The organism is Listeria grayi, from assembly GCF_900638015.1.
Classification (GTDB): domain Bacteria; phylum Bacillota; class Bacilli; order Lactobacillales; family Listeriaceae; genus Listeria; species Listeria grayi.
Map to the genome: position 1 here is coordinate 1,919,607 of NZ_LR134483.1, position 26,909 is coordinate 1,946,515.

Below are 26,909 nucleotides of genomic sequence, written 5' to 3' on the forward strand. Positions count from 1 at the left end.
ATAGCCACTAACAATCATCCGCTAGTCCTATTCTCATTTCTTTTTCCGCATGAAATAAAAAGGTTTTACAGGCGCATCTACTTTCATTTTAATCGTCATCATAGCGTTTTTAGCCCGATCAATCGGTGCATCATTTTCGTCCCAAAGCGCTGCCACAGTTTGTTTAAAGCCAATATCATCTGGTCCGTAAAATTCGATTTCTTCGCCGACGCCAAAATTATTTCGCTGCTGTAGTGTCGCTATTTGTGTAGATTCGTCATAATCTAAGACTTGCGCTGCAAATGCATAACTTGGGATCTTTCTTGTTTTCCCGAATAATTGATCGTCTTCGGTTGGTTCATGGTAGTAAAACCCGCTGGATAGTTCACGTTGTGCTACTTTCCACAGTTCATCTTCCCAAGCTCGATCAAAAACAAAGTGTTCAGGGTCTGCTAGGTACGTATCTACGACTTTGCGATAAACACTTGCCACGGTCGAAACATAATGGATCGATTTCATTCGTCCTTCAATTTTCAGGCTATCGACGCCCGCTTCGATCATATCAGGGATATGGCGGATCATCGATAGATCTACAGCACTCATAGAAAATGGCTCTTCGTCTTCATCAACGATATTTTTGCTGACTCCTCTATCAATCTCAAACAATTCATATTTCCAGCGGCAACTTTGCGCACATCCGCCTCGATTTGCATCACGGTTCGCCATGTGATTAGACAATGTACAGCGTCCCGAATAAGAAATACACATTGCTCCGTGGATAAACGCCTCGATTTCGACATCGGAATTTGCTGAGATTTCTTGGATCTCCGCCATACCAACTTCTCGCGCCAAGACGACACGTTCTAATCCTTGACGTTTCCAAAATTCCAGCGTCTTATAGTTCGTAGCCGAAGCTTGGGTAGAAAGATGGACTGGCAAGCCTGGCGCTGACTCGAAGCAAATTTGGATCAGTGCCGGATCCGAAACGATCACCGCATCGATTCCTAAATCACGAAGCGTAAGGAAAAATTCTCCTGCTCCTTCTGTATCGCCCACGTGTGCGACCATGTTTGCCGCTACATATACTTTTGCTTGATGTTCATGCGCGAATGCGATTCCTTCTGCCATCTCTTCGAAACTAAAATTACCTGCTCGCGAACGCAGCCCAAATGCTTGTCCGCCTATATAAACTGCATCAGCCCCATAGCGGATCGCAATTTTCAATTTTTCTAAATTACCTGCCGGTGCAAGTATTTCTGGTCGTTTTAATTCTTTTTTCACGCTCTTCATTCCCCTTACTTCACTTCGTTAGGATCTTTTGTATAAAATCCCGGAGCTAATTGTCTAGACGGTTTTTGCAAAGCCGCCAGTTTATTTTCAAAATAAGTAGCTACATAACTGCCAGCCTCGATAGCTGCCTTTGCTTCCACGAACAGCTTCGCGATTTGGACAAAGTTACTTGTCTCACACAGAGTGCCGTCAAGTTTCCAACATTTGATGCCGTTCTGGTAAAGTTCCTCTAAGAATGGCATCAATGAAATATCTTCGGTTGAAAAAATATGAGTACCAGTCTCATCTTCATAAATCGGCAATTGGCTGTTTTCATCATTTGGTTCACGTAAAAAAAGACCCCGCGCCAAAGACGTATCTTCTTCTATCTCTACGATATGTTCATAATTCGTCACTAATTTTCGTTTGGAATGATGGATACATGTTGGTCCATAAACAAGCACTTCTACTGGGATCGTCAGATGACTTTGGATATCCGCGATCTCTCCACTCGTTAGCTCACGTGCCAATACAGCACCCACAGCTCCATGCGTTTCCCAAAACTTGATTTGTTCGCTACTGGTCACAAATGTTTGGGCATCATAAATAAACGGGATATGTGCTGCATATTCTTCTACAAGCAGCATTGTTCCCGGGTCTCCACATGTGAAAGCATCAACACCAATTTCATCCAGTGCTTCCAAAAATGGTGGCAACTGCTTGATTTCTTTATTGTGCATCAAGCCGTTTAATGCTACCGTTATTTTTTTCCCTGCTTGATGTGCCATGCTCGTCATTTCACTTATCTCTTCGAGCGAAAATGATCTCGGCAATCTAAGCCCAAATGGACTTTGTCCCACATACAAGCGATCGACCCCTGCTTCGAGCAACTGCTCAGCCTGCGCCAGCGAATCTACAGTCGCAATAATTTCCATGTTTTAGAACCTCTTTTCCAATTCTTTTACTTGATAAATGTATCACATAACCGCGCGCTACTGCAATGCTTTTATCAAAAAAACAGCCCCCTTGCTCATTTACAAGGGAACCGCCTTAGTCGATTTTGTTTTTATTCCACTGCAGAAGTCTTAGTAGTGGTTTATATGTATCTCCTATCAAACCGAGGATCTCGATCAACACTTCGATTAAGATCAGTAAGATCCCGATCAGCAACATAGATCCCCATAAAGAAGACATTGTAAAGATAAAAGCAAATAACGAAAATAATGCCGAAATCGCATATATCAGAATAACGGTTTGTCGGTGTGTAAATCCGACATTGAGCAGACTATGATGCAGATGTGATTTATCAGCCATCGCGATTGGCTGTTTGTTGATCAATCGCCGAATAATGGCAATGAGCGTATCAGAGATCGGAACACCTAAAATCAAGATCGGAACAACGAGTGAAATAAATGTAACGTTTTTAAAGCCCATGATCGACAAAACTGCCAATACATAGCCTAAAAACAAAGCACCGGTGTCACCCATGAAAATTTTAGCTGGATGGAAATTATACGGCAAGAATCCTAAAATGGCTGCGATCATGATGATCGCTAGTCCCATAACAAAGCTATCTCCCATAATAAACGCCATTCCACAGACCGTGAAAAACGCGATCCCGGAAACGCCTGCTGCTAAACCGTCTAGACCATCGATCAAATTGATCGCATTGGTGATCGAAACGACCCAAAGAATCGTTAGCGGAATGCTAAAAATACCGAAATGAATTTCCCCGCCAAAGGGCAAATTAATGAATTCAATACTTAGACCGCCCCCGACAACAATAATAACAGCTGCAAAAAGCTGCCCGATCAATTTATAACGTGCTTTCAATTCCAAGAGATCATCTAAAAATCCCGTCAGCATGATCAATGTCGCACCAATAAACAATGGCCAAATCAAGCTCTTGTCAATTGGGAATACAAATAATCCGACAGCAAAGCCAGCATAAATAGCTAGTCCGCCTAGACTTGCGATTGGTTTTTGATTGATCCGACGTTCATTCGGTTTATCTGTTATATCACACTTTATGACGACCCATCTGACAAAGGGGGTCAATACGATAGTCACTAAAAAACAAACAAGTGCTGCTGTCCACATAAAACCAAACCCACCTTTCTTATGAGTTCTATTGACCCCATTATACGTTTTTATCTGTCAATTGACAATCCGCATTTATGGAATTTGAGACAAAAACTGGCAATTATTTAGTCACAAACATGAATATGCCAAATTTACGGATAACCAAGCGGGTAAAACAAAGAAAAAGAGTGACCTTTTTAACTTTTTATACTATTATATAACTATATGATTAAGAGAGGATGAAAAATGTGCGTTCAGACAAACATCGCCAAAAAAAGTCTCGAAAAGGTTTAAAGATCTTTTTCCTTATCTTGCTGCTCCTCATTATTATAATCGCAGCAGTTCTCGGTATTGCATATTGGAAGACAAACAAAACATTTGATAAAATATACAATCCGATCGAAGGCAAAAAGAAAACAAGTGTCACCCTTAATGGCTCTACCCCGTTTTCCGTATTAATCATGGGGGTCGATGAACGTCCTGGAGACCGTGGTCGTTCTGATACATTGATCGCAACCACGATAAATGGGAAAACAAATAAAACGCAGATGTTGAGTATCCCGCGCGATACCAAAACTGAGATCATCGGTCATAACTCAAACGAAAAGATCAATGCAGCCTATGCTTATGGTGGCGTAAAAATGGCATCCGATACTACAACAGAATTTTTGAAAGGTATTCCTTTTAATTACTACGTTAAAATGAACATGGAAGGCTTCCATGACCTTGTTGATGCTGTTGGTGGTGTCACTGTTTACAATGATACAGAAGGAATCAGCTTAGGTAAAAAGGTTTTCCATAAAGGCAACGTAACATTAGATGGTGATAATGCACTTGCTTATGTTCGTATCCGTAAAACTGATGCGCAAGGTGACTTTGGCCGTCAAAAACGTCAACAACAAGTTATTACAGCGATCGTGAAGAAAGTTTTATCCGCAAATGTGGTATTGAGCTTCAATAAGATCATGAATGCCGTTGGCGACAATGTTCAAACCGACTTCACACTAGAAGATGTGACACGAATCGCAAAAAATTATCGCGGCGCTGTCAATAATGTTGAAAATCTGCAGGTTCAAGGAACAGGCGGTAAGATCAATAACTCCGGACCTTGGTACTACAGTGTTAGTGACAATGAGCGTACAAGACTGCACGATGAACTCGCAAAGAACTTAGAAATGAATCAATAATAAAAAAGGCGGACCATAACGGTTCGCCTTTTTATTTATTCTTCTTCACGCTGAATGGAGATCCCAATATTTAAAAGGGCTGCCAGTTCTTTCATTTCTATAAATTTACCGCTTCGGTAAATGGCTCCATCCAAAAAGACTAAAGGAAAAGCTGCTTCTCCTTCATCCACCAGCTTTTGCGCCACCAATCTATTCTTCCTAAATGCTTCGGGGGAATCTGTTTTTATGTATAACTGCATTTCTGGCGTTTTCTCCATTATTCTTTTGAACGCCTCTGTCTCGATGGCTTTTTTTGTTTCACGAAAAATCTCAAGCTCCTCACTCTCCGGATCATCCTGCAAGCAATAACAAATTATCTCGCGCATCTAGCTCTCTCCTTCCAGCAACTCCGTATTCCGCACAGCTACTTCCAATTTCATCCGATCCGGGTCTTCAAAAGAACACTGCATAGTGTTGCTCTCCCCCGGCAAATGGATATTTTTCGTCATACAACAAGGGAACCGAGTGCTTGAGCAGATATTCCCGCAGTTCGTCCACCTCTCTATAACTATCCACCGAAAAAGCCAAATGATTCAGACCAATATTTTTGCGATGGTAGCCATTCTTTTGATACGGCTCTTCCACCTGGACAAAAACGAGATATGTATCGCCAAGCTTGAAACTAAATCCTTGCTCCCATTCTTGATAAAGCTGATAGCTAAGCTTTCCCAGTAAGCTTTGATAAAATGCCCGACTCACTGCCAAGTCCTTTACATAAAATTCAATATGATGAATCGTGCCTCGCATCCCTAGCCCCTCTTTCATTTTGATTTGTCTCTACTATAACATACTAGCACTTATCGTTTCCGATAAAGATGATCCCCATAGATCGTGAAAGCAGAACCGATCAAAATCACACCAACACCCAATATCAGCATCACTTTCAGTGGTTCCCCTAAAAACAAGAAACTAAGTAATGGCGCCAAAGCCGGTTTGACAAAGAATTGTGTTGCTGCGAGTGTTGTACTTGTCTCCTTCATAATAAAGAAATAAAGGACAAAGCCGAGTGCAGTATTAAAAATCCCCGAAATAAGCACTAGCGGAAGATCATTCCAGTGGAGCGGAACAAAAAGTGGAATCTTCGCAAATACTTGAAATCCCTCATGGCTTGTCAAAAAATGCTGTACAAGTGGGAATTTGCTACAAACCATTAGCAAATAAAGTTCCAAACTGCCAAATAAAAACGTAAAGCCCGTTACTTCCAATGTATCCATTCCTGTCCGCAAACTGATTTTCCTAGAAAAAATACTATAAATAGAAAACAACATCGCAGATCCCAACGCCAAACTGATCCCCACCGGTTTCGTCAAATTAGTCGGGTCTACGACAAGCAACATCCCAGCCAAACTGATCAAGATCGAAATGATACTGAAAATAGACAGTTTTTCTTTAAACACAAAAAATGTCAACACTAATGTAAATATTGGATTGCAGCTAAATAAAACAGCTACGACTCCTGCTTTCGTATCGTCTACCGCCAACTGGAACAAGACCATGCCGATAACAACGAACAAAAAACCATTTAGCGCCAGCAAAAAGAAAGCAGTTCGATCAAGGTGTTGAAGCAAACGTTTTGTCAGCATTGCCGCAAAAAACAAAATGATCACAGCCGCGATCAAAAATCGCAGAAACGTGAAATAAAAAGGATCGAATCTGTTGCCGGCTAATTTCAAAACGATCTCTTGAGTAGATACAGCCAGACTTGCTAATAATATGTACATGCAGATTTTTAATCGAGCCATTCGCTTTCCTCCTTGATTTTAATATCATCGCTTACTGATAAGTACCAAACTATCTGGCTTGCTAAACAAAAAACAGCAGACTCATCGTGAGTCTGCTGTTTTAATTGATTTTCGCTACGAATTGGAACCGACTGCCGACATATTGAGAGCGCGTAAATTCGAACGGTCGGCCATCGGAAAGCTTTGTGATTTGCCGAAGTTTCATCACTGGCGTTCCGATTTTCACTTCCAGATATGGCGCGATTTTTTCGGAGATCAGCGCAGCCTCCATTACTTGTTCTGCCTCGCCGATCGATTGGCCAAGTTTTGTCACGATCGCTTCATAAAGCGAGTTCATGATATCTTCACGCGTAAGCTGCTCTGCTACGATTTCTGGGATAGCTACTGTTTCATACAGAATTGGAACTTTATCACCGTAACGGACACGTTCCACCTTCATGACGTTGCTGCTTGGCGGCAGCTGTAGCGCTTCTGTTTCTTGTAAACTAGCAGGTTTGATACCAAATGCCACTACTCGAGTCGAAGGTGTTTTTCCTTCTTGTATCATGAGGTTGGTAAAACTAGTGACCGCCTCTAAACGTTCCGTCAGTTTACGTTCCGAAATAAAGGTCCCCGCACCGACTCTGCGTTGTAAGACGCCATCGTCTACTAATCCTTGAATAGCTTGTCTTACTGTCATTCGGCTGACATTAAACATTTCCGCAAGCTGACGTTCGGCCGGTATTGCAGTGCCGACTTGCCAATAACCTTCTTCGATCTTCTGTTTAATATCATTTTGAATTTGAATATAAATTGGTATTCCTGACTGTTTGTCGATCATTTTCTCGCCCTCTTTTTAAAGAAGAGCACCCGCTTCTTCATCTACTATGATCGTTACATCTGGATGATTTTGCAAAACAGAACCTGGGCAATTTTCATCTACTGGTCCGTTTACAGCATTTTTGATTGCTTCTGCTTTACTTGTTCCAAAAGCAAATAAAATGATTTTTTTCGCATTCATAATAGATTTGATTCCCATGGAATAAGCATGAGTAGGTACGTCTTCCTCTTTCTCAAAGTGTACTTTGTTTGCTTCTCGAGTTGAAACGGTCAACTCCACTTTATGTGTCAATGAATCAAATGAAGTTCCTGGTTCATTGAATCCGATGTGACCATTTGTACCAATACCAAGGATCTGGATATCGATAGGATGTTCTGCGAGTACACGTTCATAGCGAACACATTCTGCTTCTGGATCTTCTGCTGTTCCATCTGGCAAGAAGCTTTCTTTAAACGCTTTTTTCGAGAATAACAGGTCATTCATATAGTAATGATAACTGTTTACGTCATCTGCTGCAAGACCAACATATTCGTCTAAATTTGTTGTCGTGATATTCGATGTATCGACATCGCTTTTTACTAATTCTTGATAAAACAGTTCTGGCGTGCTTCCTGTTGCTAGACCAAGTGTATTTACTTTCCCAGCGCGGATAGCTTCCTCGATTATTTCTAGGCCTTTTTGGGAACCTGCTAATTTATTTTGTGTTTTGATGATTTGCATATTAAACGTCCTCTCTATTAAATAATTGTCCAAAGGAGTATGTGGAAACGATGTTTAGATCTTCGTCTAAAAGATTGAAATCTGCATCCTTACCAGCTGCGATACCGCCTTTAGTCGTTAAATGGAATTCCGTTGCTTGGTTGACCGAAGACATCAATACAGCATGCTCGATCGGACAGTTTGTGAATTTGATCATATTGCGGAAAGCATCGTCATATGTCAACACGCTTCCTGCTAAGGTACCGTCTTCTAACCGGGCTTGCTTATCTTTCACGATAACCGTTTGGCCGCCTAGTTCGGATTTCCCTTCTGGCATTCCTTTCGCCCGCATTGAATCCGTAATGATACTGATGTGTTCCGGGCCTTTCATTTGGTAAGCGAGTTTGCACATATCAGGATGCACATGGATGCCGTCAACAATCAATTCTGCGTTGATCCCGTCTTCTAGCAATACATGTCCGGGAACTCCTGGTTCACGGTGAGTCATACGGTGGCAAGCATTATAAAGATGTGTGGCATGGGAAGCCTTACTTGTCTTCAAATGCTCTCTAACATCATTCGAGTGCCCGACACTTGGTACAACGCCTAGCTCTAAGCACAAGTTTTCAAATGCTGCCGACGTTTCATGTTCCGGAGCATAAGTTACTAATTTGATTTGGCCTTTTGAGATGTCAAACCATTTTTTAAATAGTTCTAAATCCGGTGCTTGGATAAATTCTTCCGGCTGTGCACCTTTGAATACTGGTGAAACGAAAGGTCCTTCTAAATGGATCCCACCAATCACCGGTTCTTCTTCTGCTACTTCACCAATGACCCGAAGCGCATTTTCAATATTTTCATGGGATTGTGTCATCGTGGTTGGGAAATAGGTAGTGATTCCTTCGCGCAGCATATTGCGGACTTGCTTCTTCAAATGATCCGCATCTGCGTCCATTACGTCAAAACCGTAACCGCCATGCGAATGGACATCGATGAAGCCGGGAATTAATTTTTTCCCCTCTGCATCTACGACTTCTTCTTTGTCTAAGGCGATAAAGTCCTGCATGCTGCCTACTTCGCGGACAGTTTTATCGAAACGAACATACGCATTTTCTAGAACTTGTTTGCCAGTGTATATCGTTGCATTGATGATTGTTTTTGTAGTCATACCAAATTCCTCCTCGACTGGTCTATACCAATTATTATAGCACGATTATGCCAAAATGCAAGAAATCTGCGAAAAAAAAGCTGAAACACATTTCTGCGTTTCAGCCTCAGCTAGTTATTTTTCTTGTGTATCTTCATCTTGCTCTTCTGTATCAGAAGGCTGCTCTTTCGCACGTTTTTCAAGATCGCTCAATTTTTCTTCCATTGATGGATCTTTGGATTTGCGGAAATTGATTTTTTCTTGTTCGATCATGTCATCGATCATATCATGGAATTGACTCGCTTTATCTTTGATGACTACTTTGCTTTTTTGAGACTTGCGATTAAGTTCGTCCATCAAATCATCGAAGGACTGAGAAAGTTCTTTCGTGATCGTTTCACGTTTGCGGGCAGTTTCTTCCAGATCGCGCTGTTTTTGTGCTTCATGATAGTCCGTCACGGTTCCCCAACTCATATCATGGATCACTTTATCCATTTTTTTAGAAGTGGCTTCTGCATTTTTTTCGGCGATTTCAGCCAAATGTTTCGTTTTCAAGTTTTTCCATTTCAAACGCATTTCTTGCATTCGCGTTTCCAGTTCTTCTAGTTGTGAACTTGCACTTTGATAATGCTCTTTTGTTTCTGCTAGCTGCACTTCGTATTGATCGATCTCATTTTGTACAAATTCAGCAAGTTTGGTTTCTTCTGCTTCTTCTGCTAATTTTTTCTGATAGCGTCTTTTCTCCAAGTATGTTTCCATTTCTTGGTATTCTTTATAGAAAAGCGACTTCAACTCGCGTTGTTTTTCTACCATTTTTTCGATCTCTTTTATTTCACTTTTAGTCTGATCCATATAGTAAGCAACCGAGCTGCGTTTCTTTTCTGTGCGTTCGTCTAATTTATTGTTTAACGATTGGTTCAATTCTTTTAATTTGTCAAATAAGTTTGCCATTTTATTTTCCTCCAATTTATTTGTCATATGGGTAATCGAATGTGCTGTCGTCTTTTTTGCGAGGGCGTTTTCGTTTTGTAAAGAAATAAATAATCGCGGCAATGATCGCTACGGCTAAAATGCCTTTTAAATGTGCCAAGATCAGAAGTACTCCAATAACAGCTAAAATACCATATAGAATCTTTTCTCCCCAGCCGCGTGCTTTTCTTAAATAACGGAAAGAAAAATAAGCGAGTAAAGCGCCAAGTGTCGCGATAATAACGGGCCACAAGAACATAAAAATCAGGGAGATAAGAAAAATCGCTAATATCCCAATAATGATTAATGGCATCTTGATCCTCCTCTTTTCCACAATACTAAGTGTTTTCTTTATTGTATCTCTATCTTACCTTTTGACCAAGTAATAGGAAAGTAGCTAAGGGTGTAAATTTATATACAACTTGCGACTTAATTTTAACTTTTACTTGTAAAAAAAGCGATCCTAAGAGGCAGGGTCGCTTTGATGGTAACCTATTCCAATTCTTGACGTTCATTTTCATAGCGAACGGTCGTGAGCGCACCTTCTGACACCATGTCAGCTTCTTCCATCGTCGCTTCCTCTGTCAACAATCCTTCTACCGCACGATTCCTAATGGAACTAACATCAAATGCGGCACGGTTTGCGAAGTCTTTTTTCTTGAGAAGGTACAAGGGCAGTACTAGTCCGATCACAGAACCCGCTATCCAAAATCCTTTTTTCATAGCGATTCCTCCTTATCTATCTTTCGTTTCCCTCTTTCCTCATTTACAAACAAAAAAGCCCCCGCTACACGAGCAGCAAGGGATTTTAAAACCAGCTATAATGTAGCGAATGGTCTTGGTTTGCGGATAAAACTCATTAGCGCGGCGATAAATAATAAAATTGCCGGGATAAATCCTACGAACAGAGTAGCTAATAAAACAACGATCGCTGCTACCAAAAATAAGATCCCTGCAAGTACAGGCTTTTTATTGCCAATGATAAAATAAATACCCAAGACGGAAATGATAACTGTGACTATCAAAATGATCAATGACCAAGTTCCGAACGTATGCAGGCCGGTAATAACCGTATGTACATCTGGCGCGTCGCTTGGCGAAACATTAGCATCACGTAACGCTGATTCATACCGCGCCGCGAAATCCGAACTTTCCGCATTACTTTGTGTGATATTTCCTACCCAGCTGCTTACCAAAGAGAATAATCCTTGTAAAATCGCCCCAAGAATCAGACCAATAGTTGCTAGTGTTACTTCACCAGTTCGTTTTATCATGTGAAATCCCCCTCTCCCGCTTATTATTACATAATTAAATTAACTTTTCTACTATTTTAAGTTGCTTGCTCCGTGCGTTTTTCCAGAAAAAAAGTTATAGTATAGAAGTAACATTTTCACAAAGAAAGGAAGATCGGCATGCTAAAGCGGTTCAGCTTTACTATTTTAATACCGCTACTCTTAGTGGGTGCTTCTGTTTTTATCCTCATAAAAATGCAGCCTGCCCCGCTCAAAGTAACTAATCGTCATATTCCCACTGTGTTTATCCATGGCTATGCCGGTAATGATCGTTCTTTTCATGGCATGATCAGACGTTTTTCCGAGAAATACCACTGGGGCACCGAGTCACTTCATATTCGAGTCGATACATCTGGCAAGCTCCATACGCAAGGAAGCTATCCTACTGATGCTAAAAATCCCTTAATAAATATCGTTTTCGATGACAATCGTGCTTCCATCGCACAGCAATCGGCGTGGACAAAAAAAGCCATGCGCTATTTAAAAAAACATTACGCGATCAAAAAATTTTATGCAGTCGGTCATTCAATGGGTGGCGGGACATGGATCTCTTATCTCGCAACGGAAGGCGACAATCCCGTTTATCCAATGGCAGATAAAATCGTCTTTTTAGGCGTTCCGTTTTATCCAGAAGAATACCTCAACGGCTCTGAAGAAGTTGTAATCGACCACGCTTCTTACCTACACGGCCGATTTGCCAAGCGTATCAGTCAAGTCCTCCCGAAAAAAACGCAGATCTTGATTATCGGCGGCGACATTCTGGACGGCAGCAAAAGTGACGGCGAGGTCAGCGCAGCCAGTGTTCGTTACGGAAAGAAAATCTTTACCAAACAACAATTATCGCTACACATCCTAAAAAGCAAAGATGCAAATCATTCTGCGCTGCATGAATTACCTATCGTTGATAACTACATAGGTGACTTTTTATGGCGGTAAGAAAGGAGTAACACATGAAGAAAAGTATCCCTAGTCTTCTGATCGCAGTGATTTTCCTAGTGATCATCGGTTTTATTTTCCACACGACCACGACAAGATCACCCGAGAAGAAGGAAACAACAAAAACGACCCCACAGCCACAGGCGAAAATCGCCGGCAAAGAGACCGCAAAAAAAGAGATCACGACACCCACTCTCTTTATCCATGGCTATTCTGGCGGAAAAAGCAGCTTTGGTCCGATGATCGACAGATTTTCCTCCAAAAATTTAGGCAGCCGCTCGCTCGTTATCACAGTCAAACCCGATGGCAATTTAGCAATCCAAGGCACATTTGACAAATATGCCAAAAATCCGTTGATCCAGCTCCTTTTTGCAGACAATAAAAGTTCGATGGTCAATCAAAGTGAATGGATCAAAGATGCCATGATCGATCTAAAAAACGTTTATCATATCGAAGAAGTCAATCTCGTTGGTCATTCAATGGGTGGCGTGAGTTTAACTGATTATATCGAAAAAAATGCCACCAATAAAAGTGTTCCCTCTGTTAAAAAAGTTGCACTGCTCGGTGCTCCTTTAAACGGCTTATCGATCGGCGATGATGGCAAGACTCCTTACGACTTAACACCAACAGGTCCTGCCATGCAATCAGAACGCTATGCCGAATTGCTGAAAAACAGCTCCGTTATTTCAAATAAACTAGAAGTCCTGAACGTCGCCGGTGATACGAAAGATGGTCGCAAAAGTGACGGTTCGGTTTCTATAGCAAGCGCACTCTCCGGGAAATTCATTTATAAACGGGCAGCCAGTTATAAAGAAAAAATCATCACCGGGAAGGAAGGCAAACATTCTAACTTACACGACAGTGAAAAAGTAGATAAATGGATCGCTGATTTCCTTTGGGATTAAAAAAAGACCGATAAAGTAGTTATTACTTTATCGGTCTTTTTATGGTTATTTATGCTGTGTTTTTTTCCGATTTCCAAAGAAAGTATGTTTCTGCTTCTGCTCCTCGTTGCGAACGTCGAGGATATCAAGTAAGAACACGAATACTGGAATACCAATGATCAGTCCCCACACACCGAAATAACTTTCGGAAAATATCAGGACGATAAAGGTATAGAAGATTGGCAAGCTTGTTTTAGAAGCCATCAATCTTGGGTTGAGGAAATACGTTTCAATACAGTGAACGACCACGATCGTGATCAACAGATAAATAACGTCTTCTACCCCACCGATCGTATACGCAATGACCGTAAGCGGAATGCAAGAAATAATCACGCCGGCAACTGGGATCAATCCGAATAGGAAAACCATAATGACCAGACTTAGCATTTGCGGAAAATCCATTAAGAATAATGCCAGCGAAGTGATCAATGTATTGATAACAGCGATCACCAACTGCGCTTCAAGGACAACGCCAAAAGTCGAAACGAATTTTTTACCAAAATAAGCAAGATTATCATATAAAAAGCTTAATTTGCTCGTCTGGAATTGGGCAGTAAATTTGGCGACCCGCTCTTTTTCCAAGGAGAAAAACAAACTCAAGATAAGCGCTAAAAAGAACGACATGCCGAGTGCGCCGAAGCTTTTCAACGAATCCATGATCAGGTCCGCCCCTTGCCGGAGATAGGATTGGATATGGGAATTTTTAGTTGTATCTAACAACCAGTCGGTAAAGCCATTTTGCGGCGGATGATGATACAATTTCACCCCTAGATCTACTAATTCCGAGATCTGTTTGATCAGAACAGGCAATACATGTGTAATTCCCGCATATATCCCCAGTGCCACCAATATGTACAAAATAACAACAATCAATTTGCGCGGAATTTTGACCCAACGTAAAATCAGGCGTTCCAATCTCGTGACAATAAATGCAAAGATAAATGTCAATAAGATAAGATTCAATTCACTGCGCAACAAATAAAGAATACCGATCAACAGAATAAATGTCAGTACCCGCTGAAAACTTTTGTTGTGAAATAACTTCTGAATATTTTCCATTTCTCATACCCCTCTGATTTCTTTCTTTATCTTACCATATTTTCTTCCATTCTTATGCAATGAGGTTTACAAAAATAAAAATCTATTTTATAATAGTCCAATCATCCTACCTTTAAGGAGGGGAAAATATTGGATAAAGTCGAACGGAAAACACTCGTGGAACAAGTATATAGTCAAATGGAGAAAAAAATCCATGATAATGAATGGCAGATCGGTAGCAAGATCCCTAACGAAACAGAACTGATGAAACAATTTGGGATCAGCCGTAACACATTACGAGAAGCCGTGCGCGCACTGGTTCATGTTGGACTTTTGACTACAAAACAGGGCGAAGGAACTTTTGTCACACACAGCGATGAATTGAATGCGATCCTGCAGCGCCGTTTGTCAAAATCAACGCTCGCGGATATTTTGGATGTTCGTCATGCCTTAGATAAGGAAGCTGCGGTGTTGGCCTGTGCTCGCTACACCGACGAGGATATGCTCGAAATGGAGAAATGGATGCATGCCTGCCGTGCTGCTGTTGCCGATGGTGAACTTGACAGCTTTGTCGATGCCGATATCAGCCTGCATATTTCTGTTGTCAAAGCTGCACATAACTCGCTATTGCTTACGTTGTATACCAATATCGTCGAACAGATGAAAATCAGTATCGAGAAAACGGTCTCTCTTGCCGATGACTACACGATCGGTCATCAACAACTGATTCGAGCAATCAAAGTACGTGATCAGGAAGCCGCTATGCAAGAAATCGATCACTATATCCACACATTCAAAAAGCGAATTTAGATAGAAGGAGTATTTTTTATGCAATCAAATCAAAAAACGATCCCGTTACACGAAAAGGAACAACGAGAAAAGACCAGAAAAACATTATTAGTCCTCGGAATTTTGCTGATCGCTATCAACCTGCGGACACCGATTACGACTCTTGGTCCATTAGTAGGCACGATCAGGAATGATCTCCATTTTTCCGGTACATTAGCCGGCTTTTTGACAACACTCCCATTGTTAGCTTTTGCAGCTATTTCCCCATTTGTATCGAAATGGAGCCGCAAATATGGTGTGGAACTCGTCCTATTCCTCGCTTTGATCTCCATTACGCTTGGGAACTTGATAAGACCGTTGGGTAATATCTCTATCCTATTATTTGGGACCTTGTTGATCGGAATTGGGATCGCTGCTGGAAATGTTTTGATCCCAAGTGTTATCAAGAAAGAGTTTCCATTTAAGCTTGGTTTGATGACAGGTGTTTATTCGATCTTTATGAATCTGATCGCTGCCACTGCTTCCGGATTAGCGACACCGATCGCTAGAAACAAACATTTTGGCTGGCAAGGAACACTTTGGCTGTTTGGTACGATCTCCATTATCGCCTTGATCGTATGGAGCCTGCAATTACGCCATAATCGTATGGAGAAAAAGAATACGAAAAATCTCCACGCCGCACATAAAAGTATTTGGAAATCGCCTCTTGCTTGGCAGGTCACTGTCTTTATGGGCGCACAATCGGCAATTTTTTATGTATCTGTTGCTTGGTTACCGAACATCCTGGCTGAACAAGGTATCGATCTAGTAACAGGCGGGATCGTCTTATCTATCCTACAATTCTCTGTTATGCCAATCACCTTTATTATGCCGATCATTGCTGGGAAAATGAAAAACCAAATTTTCTTGGTCATCCTCACAACGGTACTTTGGCTGATCGGTCTTGCTGGCATTATGATGGAAACAGGAAATCTGGTGATCGTTATCATCGCCGCGATTTTATATGGGGTCGCTGGTGGATCAGCATTCAGCCTCTCCATGATGTTCTTCAGTTTGCGGACACGAACGGCCCAACAATCAGCAGATCTATCAGGAATGGCACAATCGATCGGCTATCTAATCGCCGCGATCTGCCCGACATTATTCGGAGCGCTACATGATTGGAGCGGCAGCTATGCAGTTACGATGTGGTTATTAGTCGCTGTTGTAATACTACTCTTCTTCTTTGGTCTTGGCGCCGCAAGGGATAAAAAAATATAAAAAAAGCCAGCGCGGGAAAAAGGGGAAACCGCACTGACTCAAGGGAATTGGGATTTTCACTCTAAAAGGGAAAGAAATGAAAATTTATTGCTTGTTGTTAGCTTACTACTACTATAATCTTTTAAAAAGAGAATGTTCTGAAAAATAAATGAAAATTTGATTAAAGTTAAAAAAAGTTTCTCTCATTTGTAATCAAATAAAAAAAGCCTTGCCAGCTTTGCTAAAAAGCGAATCTGCAAGGCTTTTTCTTTAGTTTATGAAAACGAGAAAGAGATTTCCTCTGTAGTTGGTTCATAATCGATTTTCCAATCGTGATCTTTAAAATACCAATAGTCATGATCTTCAATAAAGTAAAGTACGTTATCTTGCTTTTCTTCCACGACAGCTTCACTTGGTTTTTCTGCAACAAGACCAATGGAAAATCCAGGATGTAGGGAACTGTTAGAGCCGCCATACTTCGCAAAAAGCCGAATACCATTTCCATTCTCCACATTGAACTCGTCATGGAACCATTTGTTTGCTTCTTCCGTGATTTCTATTTTCATTATCGCCACTCCTTTTCCATTGTATTATAGGATACTTTTTACTAAAATGCCTCTACTTTGCATGTAAGTTAATTCTATTATACACGTTTTTCAAAAAAGTTAAACCTTTTTTGTCTTAATACATTGAATATTGTGTTATTTTGTAATATAACAGAAAAAGCCTCTTGCTTGATGAATGACATTTCATTTTATTCGTTCGAAGCAGTTCTTAGCCTATTAAAATATGATGATCAGATCCATTTATCGGATCCGGTCATCATATTTAATATAAGTAATTATTATTTTTTTTGCTGTTTTTTTAATTTATATATTAGCCAAATAATCACAGCGATTAAGATAACAAAAATACTTATTCCTATAACTAGATACAACCATGTATAATTTTTTTCTAGATCTACAGCCTTATCATTATATGCGTTAGCTTCTTTGTCTTTGATTGTAAAAGTTTTCGTGAAATGCCAAGTCTGTTTCCCCGCTTTCGCAGTTCCTTCAAACACGTATTTACCAGGTTTAAATGGCTTGTTTTCTGCACTGATCAAATAATTGAAGTTAGAATTTGGTGCCATTTTCAAGCCGTCTTTCTTGGCTTGAAACAACACTTTGTCCGAATTACTTTTACTGATTTTCCCTGAAATCGATAAATCAGGAATGATGGCAGCCTTATCATTCTGGATATTAGCAGAAATAACATTACGCAAATTACTTTGCGAAGCTTTGACACTTCTTAGCTTTAAGTGAGGCAATACTGTTTTATTAGTTTCTTGCAAACTGACACCAACCACGTAAGCGTAGTTATTCTTCACTTGACTGTTATCTTCTGGCTTGTCCTTTTCGGCATCAGTCTTTTTGACAAAATGTAGCCCACCAAGAAGTACACCGTTGAATTTTTCTTTTGGCATTGTTATATATACAGGAATTTTTTTAGACGAATTTGCTGGCAGTGTAATTTCCTTTGCTACTTTGACAATATCCGCAAAATCAAATTTCAATGAACTATCTTTTTTTGCTTTGTATGCGTATATTCTACAATACCATTATCATTAGTAATGGCCGTATTCGCTGACATAGCAATTGTTACTGGTTCTTTTGTCGTGTTCGTAAGTTTTACCAATAATTTTTGTTTTGCTTTAGGTTTCATTTTCAAATCAAAGTATGTCTTGGAAGTATCTATTTGGTTGGATGGAATAACTGTTTCTACGGAAAAAGCCATTTCTGCAGCTGATACATGATAAAAAGAAGAACATAAAATACATAGGATCAGACTTAAAAAAAATATGGTTTTTATTCTTTTCATTTCTTCCACTTCCTTTCCGTTATTCTATTTCTCCCTTTTCCTTCTATTATACTGGTGAATCTGTAAGTGTCCAAGTCAGGGTAGTGGAATACTTACCATTTATTTTTTTGGATTTCCCTGGGATAGAAAGCGAGATACTGTTTTCTCCTTCTGCATTATCTGCGCCAAAACGGTTTACCCAGGTTCCTGTTCCTTGAGATTCCTTTGCATCTACCACATTAGTAGCTATTCCTGGTGTTAATGTAATGGCTTGCTTCGCTGTTGGTGCGTTGCCGCCATCAGCAGAAGCTAGTGTTCCATTATTTAAAACCATTACAGCACCTTCAAGTTCGGTAGTAGCATTTTTAAATTGGGCTTCTTGCGTCACATTTAAGCTCCAACCTGAGTTATTTCCTCGCATATCGGAAACTTGTACCCAGTTCGGACGCTCTACTTGATTTCCCTTGCTATCTGTCAGTTTATCTAATTTGGCATAGTAAACACTATCTTTACCAGAAATTTCTTGATCTCCGAATTGTAGATTAGAAACATAATCAATACTTAGCGGACCGTTTGTTCCTGGCTCATGATCGTTTGGATCATCTGGTGTTACGGGATTATTTGGATCGATTGGATCGACAGGATCAGTAGGATCTGTATTTTGGATAAATGTAATACTCCCTTTGGATTGCATTTCTCCTGCGGTCGCAGCAGAAACTGGTTGGATAGCTACTGTCATCACACTGGCAACCATAACACTTGCCAGAGCTAATCTGATTTTCTTAGAATTTTTATTCATTGATTTCATTGTTTTCCTCACTTTATTTATTATTTTGATCAAACAGGGGCATCATTTAATGTCCACTGGATAGTGCTTGTGTAAGAACCAATGGCTGCATTCCCGGGCTTAACTTGTAAAAGCACGCCCTCGTCTTGTGTCCAGCCAACCTCATAGGTTTCTTGGCTGCCATTACTCAAACCATCAAATACGGTAACGGCATCGGCGGTATTGATAATTTGATTTTGAGTGCCGTTTTTATAGACGAGTATATCGTTTAGCGTATTGCCAGCCGTGGATTGAAACGGACTAAGCTGTTTTGCGGTAATATACCAATTTGTTTTTTTCTCGCGAGTGTCGCTTACAATCATTTTCCAATTTGGATCTTCTCTGGTGACAGTAGTTTCTCTTGCCGGTAGTTTTGTTGTGCTAAAGTTGATTGTTTCTGGAACTTTTTCAAATTGGAGCTTTCCATCTTCTACTTGAATGGAGCTGCCATCTTCATAATTTTGGTTCGTATTTTTCTCAGCAGCGATCAAGTCTCCGGTGATTTTTTTATTTTTAGCGGAAGCCGCTATTTTTCCTGAAATAATGATCTGGATCTCTCCATTTTGGGTTTCTGTTTGTTTAGTATTAATATGCAATGTTCGTGTGTCGCTGTCATAAGAAGCCGGGTCGATCATCTCCTCACGGCCGTCTGCATGGACTAGTTTCAGCGTATTTTGATCTATTTCTATGCCCTCAGTTAAATGAATCGAAATATCAGCATCGTAAGCAGCATTTGCGACGGAATTCCGGATAGTACTGATGTTTTGGATGTCATCTCCAACATGATAACTTTTCGTTCCTGTTGTTACATTAGAAAATTCGTTTTTGACCTCTAATATCGGATCTGGTGCAGTATGAACAGTGATTTCTGCATTATTATTCGGATTATCCGTTGCTCCGTCTAACACAATACGATAGGTTTCTTCATTCTTGAGTTGTGGAAAGGTAAGTTCAGCGTCCCATGTTCCATCAAAAACTTTTACATTGTCACTTTTACGATAAATTTGATAGGTGTGGTCTGCAAACAAATCACTTTTCGTTCCGTTTAATGCGGTTTTTAAGCCGAAATCTTTGAAGGGCCTCACGGTATTTCCCTTTATGGAAATAGAAGTATCGCCAACACTCAATGTACGATCATTAACAAATGTATTCGCATATTTTGGTACTTTACCATTATCTAGTTTTTTCTCACCCACTTGATTGAGCGTAAATTCATTATTTCTGAAATCTAAGTCTGAAAAGTTGATATGATATAGTCCTTCTGGAATTTGTCCGACAAAGTAATTATTTTCCAATCTTAGTCTTGTTAAATTCGTGAGTCCTGCTAACTGATCGATCGTTCCGGATAAATGACTACTACTGATATCCATATCTACTAACTTGGTTAACTTTTCAAAGCTGGCTGGGATGGAACCTGTATAATTATTTGCCCCTAAATATAATGTTCGCAGGTTTGTCAGTTGTCCAATCGAAGCGGGGATTTCTCCTGTCAGACTATTAAAGGCAACATGCAAATAAGTCAGATTTTGCAAATCACCAATTTCAGTAGGAATACTTCCAGTCAAATTCATTCTGCTTAAATTCAATTCGGTTAATCCTGTGAAGTATTTGATTTCTTTGGGAATTATCGGGGTAGTATCTCTGACGACAAAGCCGGTATAATTTTTCAGACTCGTTAAATTTGCTAAATCGGCGAAAGTCATATCTTGTCCTACTTTTTTCCCTGTATAATGTTCTGCTAGATCTTGTAGCCATAACTGATTTCCCAGATCTGATAACGAAACGATGTCTTCAAGCGATAATCGAACAGTAAATGTATCTCCTTTAAATCCTTTTGTGTCGATAATGGTATGAGGCATGTCAGCAGATTCGGTAGTACCAAGTTGAATATCATATTTATGAGCCATTAACATATCTGTCATTACTGCTGTGCCAGCTTTATTGGTATGCTGCCCCTCCCATACTTTGCCGTTAGTTAAGTCTTTTACAAAAAATTTCTGATTACTAACTGGCTTGCCATGTCCATCGTCCACCATGATCCTTATATCTGCTTCTTGGTTTTCGCTTTGTACGGACTCTACCGCTCTACTTTGAATAGGCAGCAAAGAAATTACGGGCATCAATAAAACATGAAGTGTCACAACAGCAATGAATGTTTTTTCTTGTATCTTCCTCAAACTGCTCATCCTTTCGATTGGTAAAATTTATTATTCTTATAGAAAGTTTAGTCTGGGAGGAATCACTAGTTGAAAGTTTACGCTAGAAGTTTAAAAGTTAAATATTTAACATTTAAATCTTATCAAACGCACTTATAAATTTCTATTCTTCATCCACAATTTCTTCATAAAACTTCCCTACTTGTCATATTTTTGACATATTCATCCTAATTTCCTACAAAAATGATCGATCTTAGTGCTTGCCTTTTTTGCTCAATCTTCCTCTTATATAAGGCTCGACGCGCAAAAAAGCAAAATATGTACAAAAAAAATGGATTTGCATGTCTTCCATTTCGGAAACATGCAAATCCATTTGCTATTATTTAGATCTTAAATTCTTATTCTAACGGTGCTTTTCCAAGAAATGCTTTGTACATCCAAATATGTTTATCGATCTCTGTTTTATAGCCGATCAACATATCATTGGTTACATCGTCGCCTTCTTCTTCTGTTAATTTGATACCTTGTTGATATTCATCACGTAGCAATTCTAACGAACTAACTAAGTCGCCGATCAATTCATCCATCGATTTTTCTTTCGTATAAGGAGCCTCTTCAATGCTAGCATTTTCCAAAAATTCTTTTAAAGAAGAAAATGGTTTGCCGCCGATAGCAAGTAAACGTTCTGCTACTTCATCCATTTGTTCGTCAAATTCGCTATATAAATCATCCATTTTCTCGTGCATCGTAAAGAAGTTATGACCCTTCATATACCAATGGATTTGATGGATTTTCACCGTAAATACATTTAAATTAGCTACTTGGTGGTTTAAGAATTCCTTTGTGTCTACTGAATTAATTGTTTTCATAAATATCTCCTCCTAGATTAGAATTATTATTAATTTATATTAATTATAAATTAAATTTTAAGGATTGTCCACTACTTTTTATATTTCCCGCATATGTGATGCAATAAACATGTTTGCCATAATCGAGGTACCGCTTATTTTGATAATAGCATGTTATTGCTTTTCAATCTACTAGGGAAATCCCATTTTATTTTAATGCTCGTTAGTAATATCGTTCCCAAAATTTTTTCACGGCAAACATTGTACTTTTTTATTTTTTTGGGATAATAAGGAGAAAGGAAGGTGTCGAGATGGAATTATGGATCAGCAATCAAAATCAAGGTTGTACAGAAGAGGCCATCGCGGAATTTGAGAAAAGTCAGCAGCTCAAGCTCCCTGCTTTATACAAAACTCTCATTCAAGAACAAAATGGCGGATTGATCAAGAAAAATCATTTCCCCACATCGGAGCCGACTTCTTACGGCATCGATCATGGAGAAATTTATGAAATAACTGGATTAGAGCGGTTGCTCCTTAAAATCGATGAAGAAGCAGAAGTAGAGATTCCGGGAAGGCAAGTGTATTTTCACCAAGATGGAAAAAGATATATCGGTTTTTCTTATCATTCTGACGAGAGCGAACCGGAAATTGTTTATACGGATTTTGAAACGCTTCAAGTCTTAAAGGTGGGAGATTCTTTTGCAGCTTTCGTAAACAAGCTTTATTTCTCGCCGTTCGATCACGCTCTGCTTCTTACTTATCCAAGGGCAAAACTGGAACAAATGTTGGCAATGGGGAATTGGCAGACACGGAAAACGATTCTCTTTGTTTTGGAAGACGAGGCAGATAAGGAATGGTATCTGCAACAAATCGAGCAATTAGTCGACAGAGAGGAGAACATCTATGATAAACTCGCTGTGGAGCTGCTTGAAAATCAAATTTTGTATTTCAAGCGCAAATTGCCACGCCAACAAGTGGACAACCTTTTAGAGCGCTTGCTGACTAGCGAACAGGAGAATGAAAAATTGAACGAAAGCTATAAAGAATGGCATTCATGAATGTTAAAAGAAAACTGCTGCCTGATTACTTCCTGGCAGCAGTTATTGTGTTTTCAAATAATCTCGCGCTATTTGCCAAACATTATCTTCACAATTGCTTAGTAGCGTGAGGCTATTAGGGACAGTTAATCCATAAAGCGAAATACAGGAGACTCCCGGATCACTTCCCTCTATATAAGCGAAGACATGATCTGTATGAGACTGGGTCAGCCAAAGACCGATCCCGAATTTCTGTTTATTTTGTTCGATGTGGGGTTTGATCATTTCTGCGACATATTTTTCAGATAACAGTTGATAGGAAAATAATCCCGCCCAGAATGTATGGATATCCCCAGCAGTCGTATAGCACCCACCTGCCCCGGTCCCCTTACTGTCGATCGCATATATATTGGTCCGATAGCGGTTATTTTCTTCTTTGATATATCCGAAAGCAGTGTTGCCGGGAAGCTGATCCATTTCAAAGTAGCCCGTGTCATGCATGCCTAATGGTTGAAAAATATTTTCGGCTAGGTACTGATCAAATGGCATTGCTGCTAGCTGTTCTATGATATCAGCTAAGACTACATAGCCCGCATTATTATAAATAAAACTGCCTCTTCTGGTGGTTTCTTTTTCTTTATGAATAAAGAGCGGAAAGATATCTTTGTTTTTTCTGATAGAATAATTGGGTAGTTCCTTCCATAATGCTTCATAGTCTTCATTCACTTCTTCATCAAAATAATCTTGCAAGCCGGAAGTATGGGTAAGAAGTTCCTGAATGGTGATCGTCAAGTCTACGTTCCCCAATGATGTTGGATAAAATGTATCGATCGTGGTATCAAAATGAATACTTTCTTTTTCAATCAACTGCATGATGGCAACAGCGATAAATATTTTACCAAGGGATGCCGTGCCAAATCTAGTCTGCTCCTCATTGACTAATTTATTTGCTTTATCCCGATACCCGTATGTTTTTATAATCGTTTGTGTCCCCTTATTTTCTAATAAAACACCTGAAAAATCAGGATCGATTTTTATCCCCGCCATATACTCTCCCCCATTCTGCTATTATTTCAGCATGATTTGTCTTTCTTAAAATTGTAATGGTTTTTCTACTGAAAAGAAAGCACTTTTGTTGCCCGCTGTTTACTTATCGACAAATCACTGATTGGCAGAAAAAAGTTTGTTTATGATAAACTAATAGTAAACCTATAAAAATCCGTTGACGTTCTGGTAGGAAAATATGATTCGCTTCGAGGACATGTCGACTATAAAGGAGTTTTTGCAATGATTCATGTTTTATTTGTATGTTTAGGCAACATCTGCCGATCTCCAATGGCAGAAGGTTTATTTAAAAAAGCTGTCGCTGATGCGGGGTTGGAGAATAAGATCCAAGTGGATTCTGCTGCTACTGGGACCTGGAATCTCGGAAATGCGCCTCATGAAGGTACACAACGGGTATTGGCAAAGCACGGAATCGATTTTAGCGAGATGCGAGCGCGGAAAATCACGCAAGCAGACTTTACGGAAAATGACTATGTTATCGGCATGGATGCAGAAAATATGGCAGATTTAGAATCATTTGATCAGGGAGAAGCAACTGTGAAAAGTTTAATGAGCTTTGTTCCTGATAAACAAGAGGCAAGCGTTCCTGATCCCTATTATACGGGGAATTTTGATGAAACTGAAAGGCTAGTTTCGGAGGGTTGTCATTACTTGTTAGAAACCATAAAAAAAGATTATCAACTCTAAAAATGTTTAGCCGCTCTTAAACGGGGAATTATACTCTATGTACAATCAAATGTTGCAAAAGAAAGAGGGGTTTTTACTTATGCTAGGATTAATTTGGGGAATTATTGTTGTTTTATTCGTATTCTGGTTATTGGGTGTTGTTTTCCATGTAGCTGGTGGATTAGTGCATATTTTATTGATAATCGTCGTGCTTTTAATCATCTGGAATCTTATCCAGTCAGCGCGTAATAAGCGAAAATAAAACTTGGATACAAATAAAAAAGAAGTCTTCGCTGGAAGGCTTCTTTTTTTACGATTTCAACCGCCTTATGCAAGGCTGTTTTTTAACTTCTCAATCTGTAAATACTTGGCGTTCATAATTTGGAGCTTGTTCGAGCGCACCAAAATTTTGTTGGCGTAATACCTCATAGATCACCAAAGCAGCGGTATTAGAGAGGTTAAGTGATCGGATTTTATCTGTCATTGGAATGCGCAGGCACGTTTCTTCATGTTGCTGTAATAGTTCATCCGGTAAGCCAGTCGTTTCTTTTCCGAAAATAAAATAGTAATCTTTGTTTGTATCTTGGTAAGATACATCACTATATACATGGCGACCAAATTTGGTGATAAAATAGAGTTCGCCGTCCTTACTTGCTTCCAAAAATGCTTCTAAAGAATCGTGATAAACTAATTTCACATTATCCCAATAGTCTAGTCCTGCTCGTTTGAGCATTTTATCATCGGTACTGAAGCCGAGTGGTCGGATCAAATGGAGGAACGTATCTGTTCCTGCGCATGTACGTGAGATATTTCCTGTATTTGCTGGAATTTCCGGTTGATATAATACGATATGATTTGCCAATAGTTTCACCTTGTTTCTATAATTTGGATTGCTCGTTTGATTTCTGCTTGGACTTCTTCATTTTCTTCTACCTGATTTGCCCGATAAACTGCGGTTTTTGCTTCTTTACCACCGATCTTCGCAAGTGACCATGCAGCAGTCCCACGAATCACTGGACGCGGATCTTTTTCAAGGCATTGAATGATGTCAGGAATGGCAGTTTGATCCTTGTAACGTGCTAAAATAAGTAATGCATTGCGCTGAAGCGGTTTTTTCCCACGCCAAGACCCTGCCATTTTTCCAAACTTCTCTTTGAATTCTTTGTTTGATAGTGACAGTAGCGGCTTTAGTTCAGGACGGACTAATTCCGGATCTGGTTCCATTTCTTCATGGAGGTGGAAATCATGACCACGATTAAATGGGCAGACGACTTGGCAAGTATCGCAACCGTACAACCGATTATGGATTTTTTCGCGATATTCTTCCGGTAGCATGTCTTTTGTCTGTGTCAAATAACTGAGGCAGATCTTTGGATTCATCCTTCCTTCGCCAAGCAGTGATCCTGTTGGGCAGGCTTTGACGCATTGATTGCAGCTGCCACAAAGATCTTCCATTGGCTGATCGGCCGGGAAAGCCAGATTTGTGATCATTTCGCCTAAATAAACAAAGGAGCCATATTCCGGAGTGATCAATAGCGTATTTTTGCCTCTCCAACCGATACCGGCGCGTTCTGCTACAGCGACGTCAGAGAGTTCGCCAGTATCGACCATTGATTTGAATTTGGCTTCGGGAACTTTTTCTTGGATAAAGGCTTCTAGTAAAGCTAATTTTTCGCGGAGGATCGTGTGATAGTCCGTGCCCCAAGAAGCTCTCGCAAAGACACCGCGTCTTGCTTCCCGTTTGCTTACGGGCGATTCTTTAAGTTTAGATGGATAAGCCAGCGCGATCGCAATGATCGATTGGGGCGCTTCAAAAATCAACTCGGGGTAGACACGTTCATCGATATTGGGATGTTCAAAGCCAGTAAGAACGTCTTCTTCTTTTGCTTTTTCCAACCTTTTTTTCAAGAATAAGAAAGGTTCTGCGGTTGTAAAACCGATTTTTTGAATGCCGATCGTCTTGGAGTAGGCAATGATCTCTTGTTTGAGCTGCTCGTAATCGATAGGAGTTTGTGTGGTCATTATTCTCCGCCCTTTCTTCCAAATAAAATAACGCAATGCTTCGCTTTTTAAAAGTTCGAAACACTGCGTTGATAACAGAATTATTATAAAGCGGGTGATGGGAATCGAACCCACGACAACAGCTTGGAAGGCTGTAGTTTTACCACTAAACTACACCCGCACGGTAAAAGCTTTAGTGTTTTAACAACTTTTATATAATAACATTTCTATGCCATTTTGGCAATAGCTTTCCTAAAAATAATTAGATGGACTTTTTCAGTAGTTGTTTTTACAATAAAA

General features: G+C 39.9%; 29 protein-coding genes, 1 tRNA gene and 2 pseudogenes. 8 read left to right on the plus strand and 24 right to left on the minus strand.

The window, feature by feature from the left end; translation table 11 throughout:
- Positions 1-33 precede the first annotated feature (33 nt).
- The 3 genes from EL241_RS09290 to EL241_RS09300 all read right to left on the minus strand — a co-directional run bounded on the left by EL241_RS09290 (position 34) and on the right by EL241_RS09300 (position 3,348).
- Entirely contained in the window at positions 34-1,260 is a 1,227-nt protein-coding gene (locus EL241_RS09290; RefSeq protein WP_036106190.1) for a peptidase U32 family protein, read from the minus strand.
- A gap of 14 nt (positions 1,261-1,274) precedes the next feature.
- Complete coding sequence (locus EL241_RS09295) at positions 1,275-2,183, minus strand: peptidase U32 family protein (protein ID WP_036106187.1); 909 nt, start codon at positions 2,181-2,183, stop codon at positions 1,275-1,277.
- A 115-nt stretch (positions 2,184-2,298) separates the two neighbouring features.
- Entirely contained in the window at positions 2,299-3,348 is a 1,050-nt protein-coding gene (locus EL241_RS09300) for a glycosyltransferase family 4 protein (protein ID WP_003754931.1), read from the minus strand.
- 221 nt (positions 3,349-3,569) lie between these two features.
- Here EL241_RS09300 and EL241_RS09305 point away from each other — a divergent pair, with 221 nt between their 5' ends.
- Positions 3,570-4,517: an LCP family glycopolymer transferase gene (locus EL241_RS09305; protein WP_003754929.1), complete on the plus strand. Its 948-nt coding sequence runs from the start codon at positions 3,570-3,572 to the stop codon at positions 4,515-4,517.
- 35 nt (positions 4,518-4,552) lie between these two features.
- On the opposite strand, the gene EL241_RS09310 is transcribed toward EL241_RS09305, so the two are convergent.
- The 10 genes and pseudogenes from EL241_RS09310 to EL241_RS09355 form a co-directional block, all read right to left on the minus strand.
- Entirely contained in the window at positions 4,553-4,882 is a 330-nt protein-coding gene (locus EL241_RS09310; protein ID WP_003754927.1) for an arsenic metallochaperone ArsD family protein, read from the minus strand.
- Positions 4,883-5,321: pseudogene (locus tag EL241_RS09315) on the minus strand (VOC family protein). It lies immediately after the preceding gene.
- Positions 5,322-5,353: 32 nt separating this feature from the next.
- Complete coding sequence (locus EL241_RS09320; RefSeq protein WP_036106182.1) at positions 5,354-6,298, minus strand: DMT family transporter; 945 nt, start codon at positions 6,296-6,298, stop codon at positions 5,354-5,356.
- Between the two features lie 100 nt (positions 6,299-6,398).
- Positions 6,399-7,118 (minus strand): GntR family transcriptional regulator, encoded by a 720-nt coding sequence (locus tag EL241_RS09325; protein WP_036106179.1) that lies wholly within the window; start codon positions 7,116-7,118, stop codon positions 6,399-6,401.
- A 15-nt stretch (positions 7,119-7,133) separates the two neighbouring features.
- The gene (locus EL241_RS09330; protein ID WP_003754922.1) at positions 7,134-7,838 is read right to left on the minus strand and encodes a glucosamine-6-phosphate deaminase; all 705 of its coding nucleotides are present in this window, start codon (positions 7,836-7,838) and stop codon (positions 7,134-7,136) included.
- Between the two features lies 1 nt (position 7,839).
- Positions 7,840-8,985 (minus strand): N-acetylglucosamine-6-phosphate deacetylase, encoded by a 1,146-nt coding sequence (gene nagA, locus EL241_RS09335; RefSeq protein ID WP_036106176.1) that lies wholly within the window; start codon positions 8,983-8,985, stop codon positions 7,840-7,842.
- Positions 8,986-9,099: 114 nt separating this feature from the next.
- On the minus strand, positions 9,100-9,915 hold the full coding sequence (locus EL241_RS09340; RefSeq protein WP_036106174.1) for a PspA/IM30 family protein: 816 nt from the start codon (positions 9,913-9,915) through the stop codon (positions 9,100-9,102).
- 16 nt (positions 9,916-9,931) lie between these two features.
- Positions 9,932-10,246 carry a lmo0954 family membrane protein gene (locus EL241_RS09345; RefSeq protein ID WP_036106171.1) on the minus strand — a complete coding sequence of 105 codons (315 nt, stop codon included), beginning with the start codon at positions 10,244-10,246 and terminating at the stop codon, positions 9,932-9,934.
- Positions 10,247-10,425: 179 nt separating this feature from the next.
- Complete coding sequence (locus tag EL241_RS09350) at positions 10,426-10,656, minus strand: hypothetical protein (RefSeq protein WP_003754918.1); 231 nt, start codon at positions 10,654-10,656, stop codon at positions 10,426-10,428.
- 95 nt (positions 10,657-10,751) lie between these two features.
- Entirely contained in the window at positions 10,752-11,207 is a 456-nt protein-coding gene (locus EL241_RS09355; RefSeq protein ID WP_003754917.1) for a DUF4064 domain-containing protein, read from the minus strand.
- Positions 11,208-11,345: 138 nt separating this feature from the next.
- On the opposite strand from EL241_RS09355, the gene EL241_RS09360 reads away from it, so the two are divergent.
- Both EL241_RS09360 and EL241_RS09365 read left to right on the plus strand, forming a co-directional pair.
- Positions 11,346-12,161 carry an alpha/beta fold hydrolase gene (locus EL241_RS09360; protein ID WP_126320529.1) on the plus strand — a complete coding sequence of 272 codons (816 nt, stop codon included), beginning with the start codon at positions 11,346-11,348 and terminating at the stop codon, positions 12,159-12,161.
- Between the two features lie 14 nt (positions 12,162-12,175).
- On the plus strand, positions 12,176-13,066 hold the full coding sequence (locus tag EL241_RS09365; RefSeq protein ID WP_036106168.1) for an alpha/beta hydrolase: 891 nt from the start codon (positions 12,176-12,178) through the stop codon (positions 13,064-13,066).
- 45 nt (positions 13,067-13,111) lie between these two features.
- Here EL241_RS09365 and EL241_RS09370 read toward each other — a convergent pair whose 3' ends face one another.
- Entirely contained in the window at positions 13,112-14,164 is a 1,053-nt protein-coding gene (locus EL241_RS09370) for an AI-2E family transporter (RefSeq protein WP_036106165.1), read from the minus strand.
- Between the two features lie 126 nt (positions 14,165-14,290).
- Here EL241_RS09370 and EL241_RS09375 point away from each other — a divergent pair, with 126 nt between their 5' ends.
- Positions 14,291-14,953: a FadR/GntR family transcriptional regulator gene (locus EL241_RS09375; protein ID WP_036106163.1), complete on the plus strand. Its 663-nt coding sequence runs from the start codon at positions 14,291-14,293 to the stop codon at positions 14,951-14,953.
- An 18-nt stretch (positions 14,954-14,971) separates the two neighbouring features.
- Positions 14,972-16,192, plus strand: coding sequence for a CynX/NimT family MFS transporter (locus tag EL241_RS09380; protein WP_052009180.1), 1,221 nt, complete (start codon positions 14,972-14,974; stop codon positions 16,190-16,192).
- A gap of 254 nt (positions 16,193-16,446) precedes the next feature.
- Here the strand turns inward: EL241_RS09380 and EL241_RS09385 are convergent, their stop codons facing one another.
- The 6 genes and pseudogenes from EL241_RS09385 to EL241_RS09405 all read right to left on the minus strand — a co-directional run bounded on the left by EL241_RS09385 (position 16,447) and on the right by EL241_RS09405 (position 21,861).
- The gene (locus tag EL241_RS09385; RefSeq protein ID WP_003754907.1) at positions 16,447-16,737 is read right to left on the minus strand and encodes a HesB/YadR/YfhF family protein; all 291 of its coding nucleotides are present in this window, start codon (positions 16,735-16,737) and stop codon (positions 16,447-16,449) included.
- A 278-nt stretch (positions 16,738-17,015) separates the two neighbouring features.
- Complete coding sequence (locus EL241_RS09390) at positions 17,016-17,636, minus strand: DUF3324 domain-containing protein (protein ID WP_408610366.1); 621 nt, start codon at positions 17,634-17,636, stop codon at positions 17,016-17,018.
- A gap of 9 nt (positions 17,637-17,645) precedes the next feature.
- Positions 17,646-18,031: pseudogene (locus EL241_RS13845) on the minus strand (DUF916 domain-containing protein); the annotation flags it as partial.
- Positions 18,032-18,077: 46 nt separating this feature from the next.
- Positions 18,078-18,818 carry a WxL domain-containing protein gene (locus EL241_RS09395; RefSeq protein ID WP_126320530.1) on the minus strand — a complete coding sequence of 247 codons (741 nt, stop codon included), beginning with the start codon at positions 18,816-18,818 and terminating at the stop codon, positions 18,078-18,080.
- A 29-nt stretch (positions 18,819-18,847) separates the two neighbouring features.
- Positions 18,848-21,013 carry a leucine-rich repeat domain-containing protein gene (locus EL241_RS09400; RefSeq protein WP_170166158.1) on the minus strand — a complete coding sequence of 722 codons (2,166 nt, stop codon included), beginning with the start codon at positions 21,011-21,013 and terminating at the stop codon, positions 18,848-18,850.
- Between the two features lie 377 nt (positions 21,014-21,390).
- Positions 21,391-21,861 carry a Dps family protein gene (locus EL241_RS09405; protein WP_003754905.1) on the minus strand — a complete coding sequence of 157 codons (471 nt, stop codon included), beginning with the start codon at positions 21,859-21,861 and terminating at the stop codon, positions 21,391-21,393.
- Positions 21,862-22,151: 290 nt separating this feature from the next.
- On the opposite strand from EL241_RS09405, the gene EL241_RS09410 reads away from it, so the two are divergent.
- Positions 22,152-22,898 carry an SMI1/KNR4 family protein gene (locus EL241_RS09410; protein ID WP_003754904.1) on the plus strand — a complete coding sequence of 249 codons (747 nt, stop codon included), beginning with the start codon at positions 22,152-22,154 and terminating at the stop codon, positions 22,896-22,898.
- A gap of 42 nt (positions 22,899-22,940) precedes the next feature.
- On the opposite strand, the gene EL241_RS09415 is transcribed toward EL241_RS09410, so the two are convergent.
- The gene (locus EL241_RS09415) at positions 22,941-23,924 is read right to left on the minus strand and encodes a serine hydrolase domain-containing protein (protein WP_036106154.1); all 984 of its coding nucleotides are present in this window, start codon (positions 23,922-23,924) and stop codon (positions 22,941-22,943) included.
- A 240-nt stretch (positions 23,925-24,164) separates the two neighbouring features.
- On the opposite strand from EL241_RS09415, the gene EL241_RS09420 reads away from it, so the two are divergent.
- The gene (locus EL241_RS09420; protein ID WP_036106151.1) at positions 24,165-24,629 is read left to right on the plus strand and encodes a low molecular weight protein-tyrosine-phosphatase; all 465 of its coding nucleotides are present in this window, start codon (positions 24,165-24,167) and stop codon (positions 24,627-24,629) included.
- A gap of 79 nt (positions 24,630-24,708) precedes the next feature.
- Positions 24,709-24,870, plus strand: coding sequence for a lmo0937 family membrane protein (locus EL241_RS09425; RefSeq protein ID WP_115345763.1), 162 nt, complete (start codon positions 24,709-24,711; stop codon positions 24,868-24,870).
- Between the two features lie 90 nt (positions 24,871-24,960).
- Here the strand turns inward: EL241_RS09425 and trmL are convergent, their stop codons facing one another.
- From trmL to EL241_RS09440, 3 genes are all read right to left on the minus strand, one after another.
- A complete protein-coding gene (gene trmL / locus EL241_RS09430; RefSeq protein ID WP_036106150.1) occupies positions 24,961-25,470 on the minus strand; it encodes a tRNA (uridine(34)/cytosine(34)/5-carboxymethylaminomethyluridine(34)-2'-O)-methyltransferase TrmL in 510 nt (169 codons plus the stop codon).
- 5 nt (positions 25,471-25,475) lie between these two features.
- A complete protein-coding gene (gene queG / locus EL241_RS09435; RefSeq protein WP_036106145.1) occupies positions 25,476-26,630 on the minus strand; it encodes a tRNA epoxyqueuosine(34) reductase QueG in 1,155 nt (384 codons plus the stop codon).
- An 89-nt stretch (positions 26,631-26,719) separates the two neighbouring features.
- Positions 26,720-26,790 (minus strand) — tRNA-Gly (locus EL241_RS09440).
- Positions 26,791-26,909 lie beyond the last annotated feature (119 nt).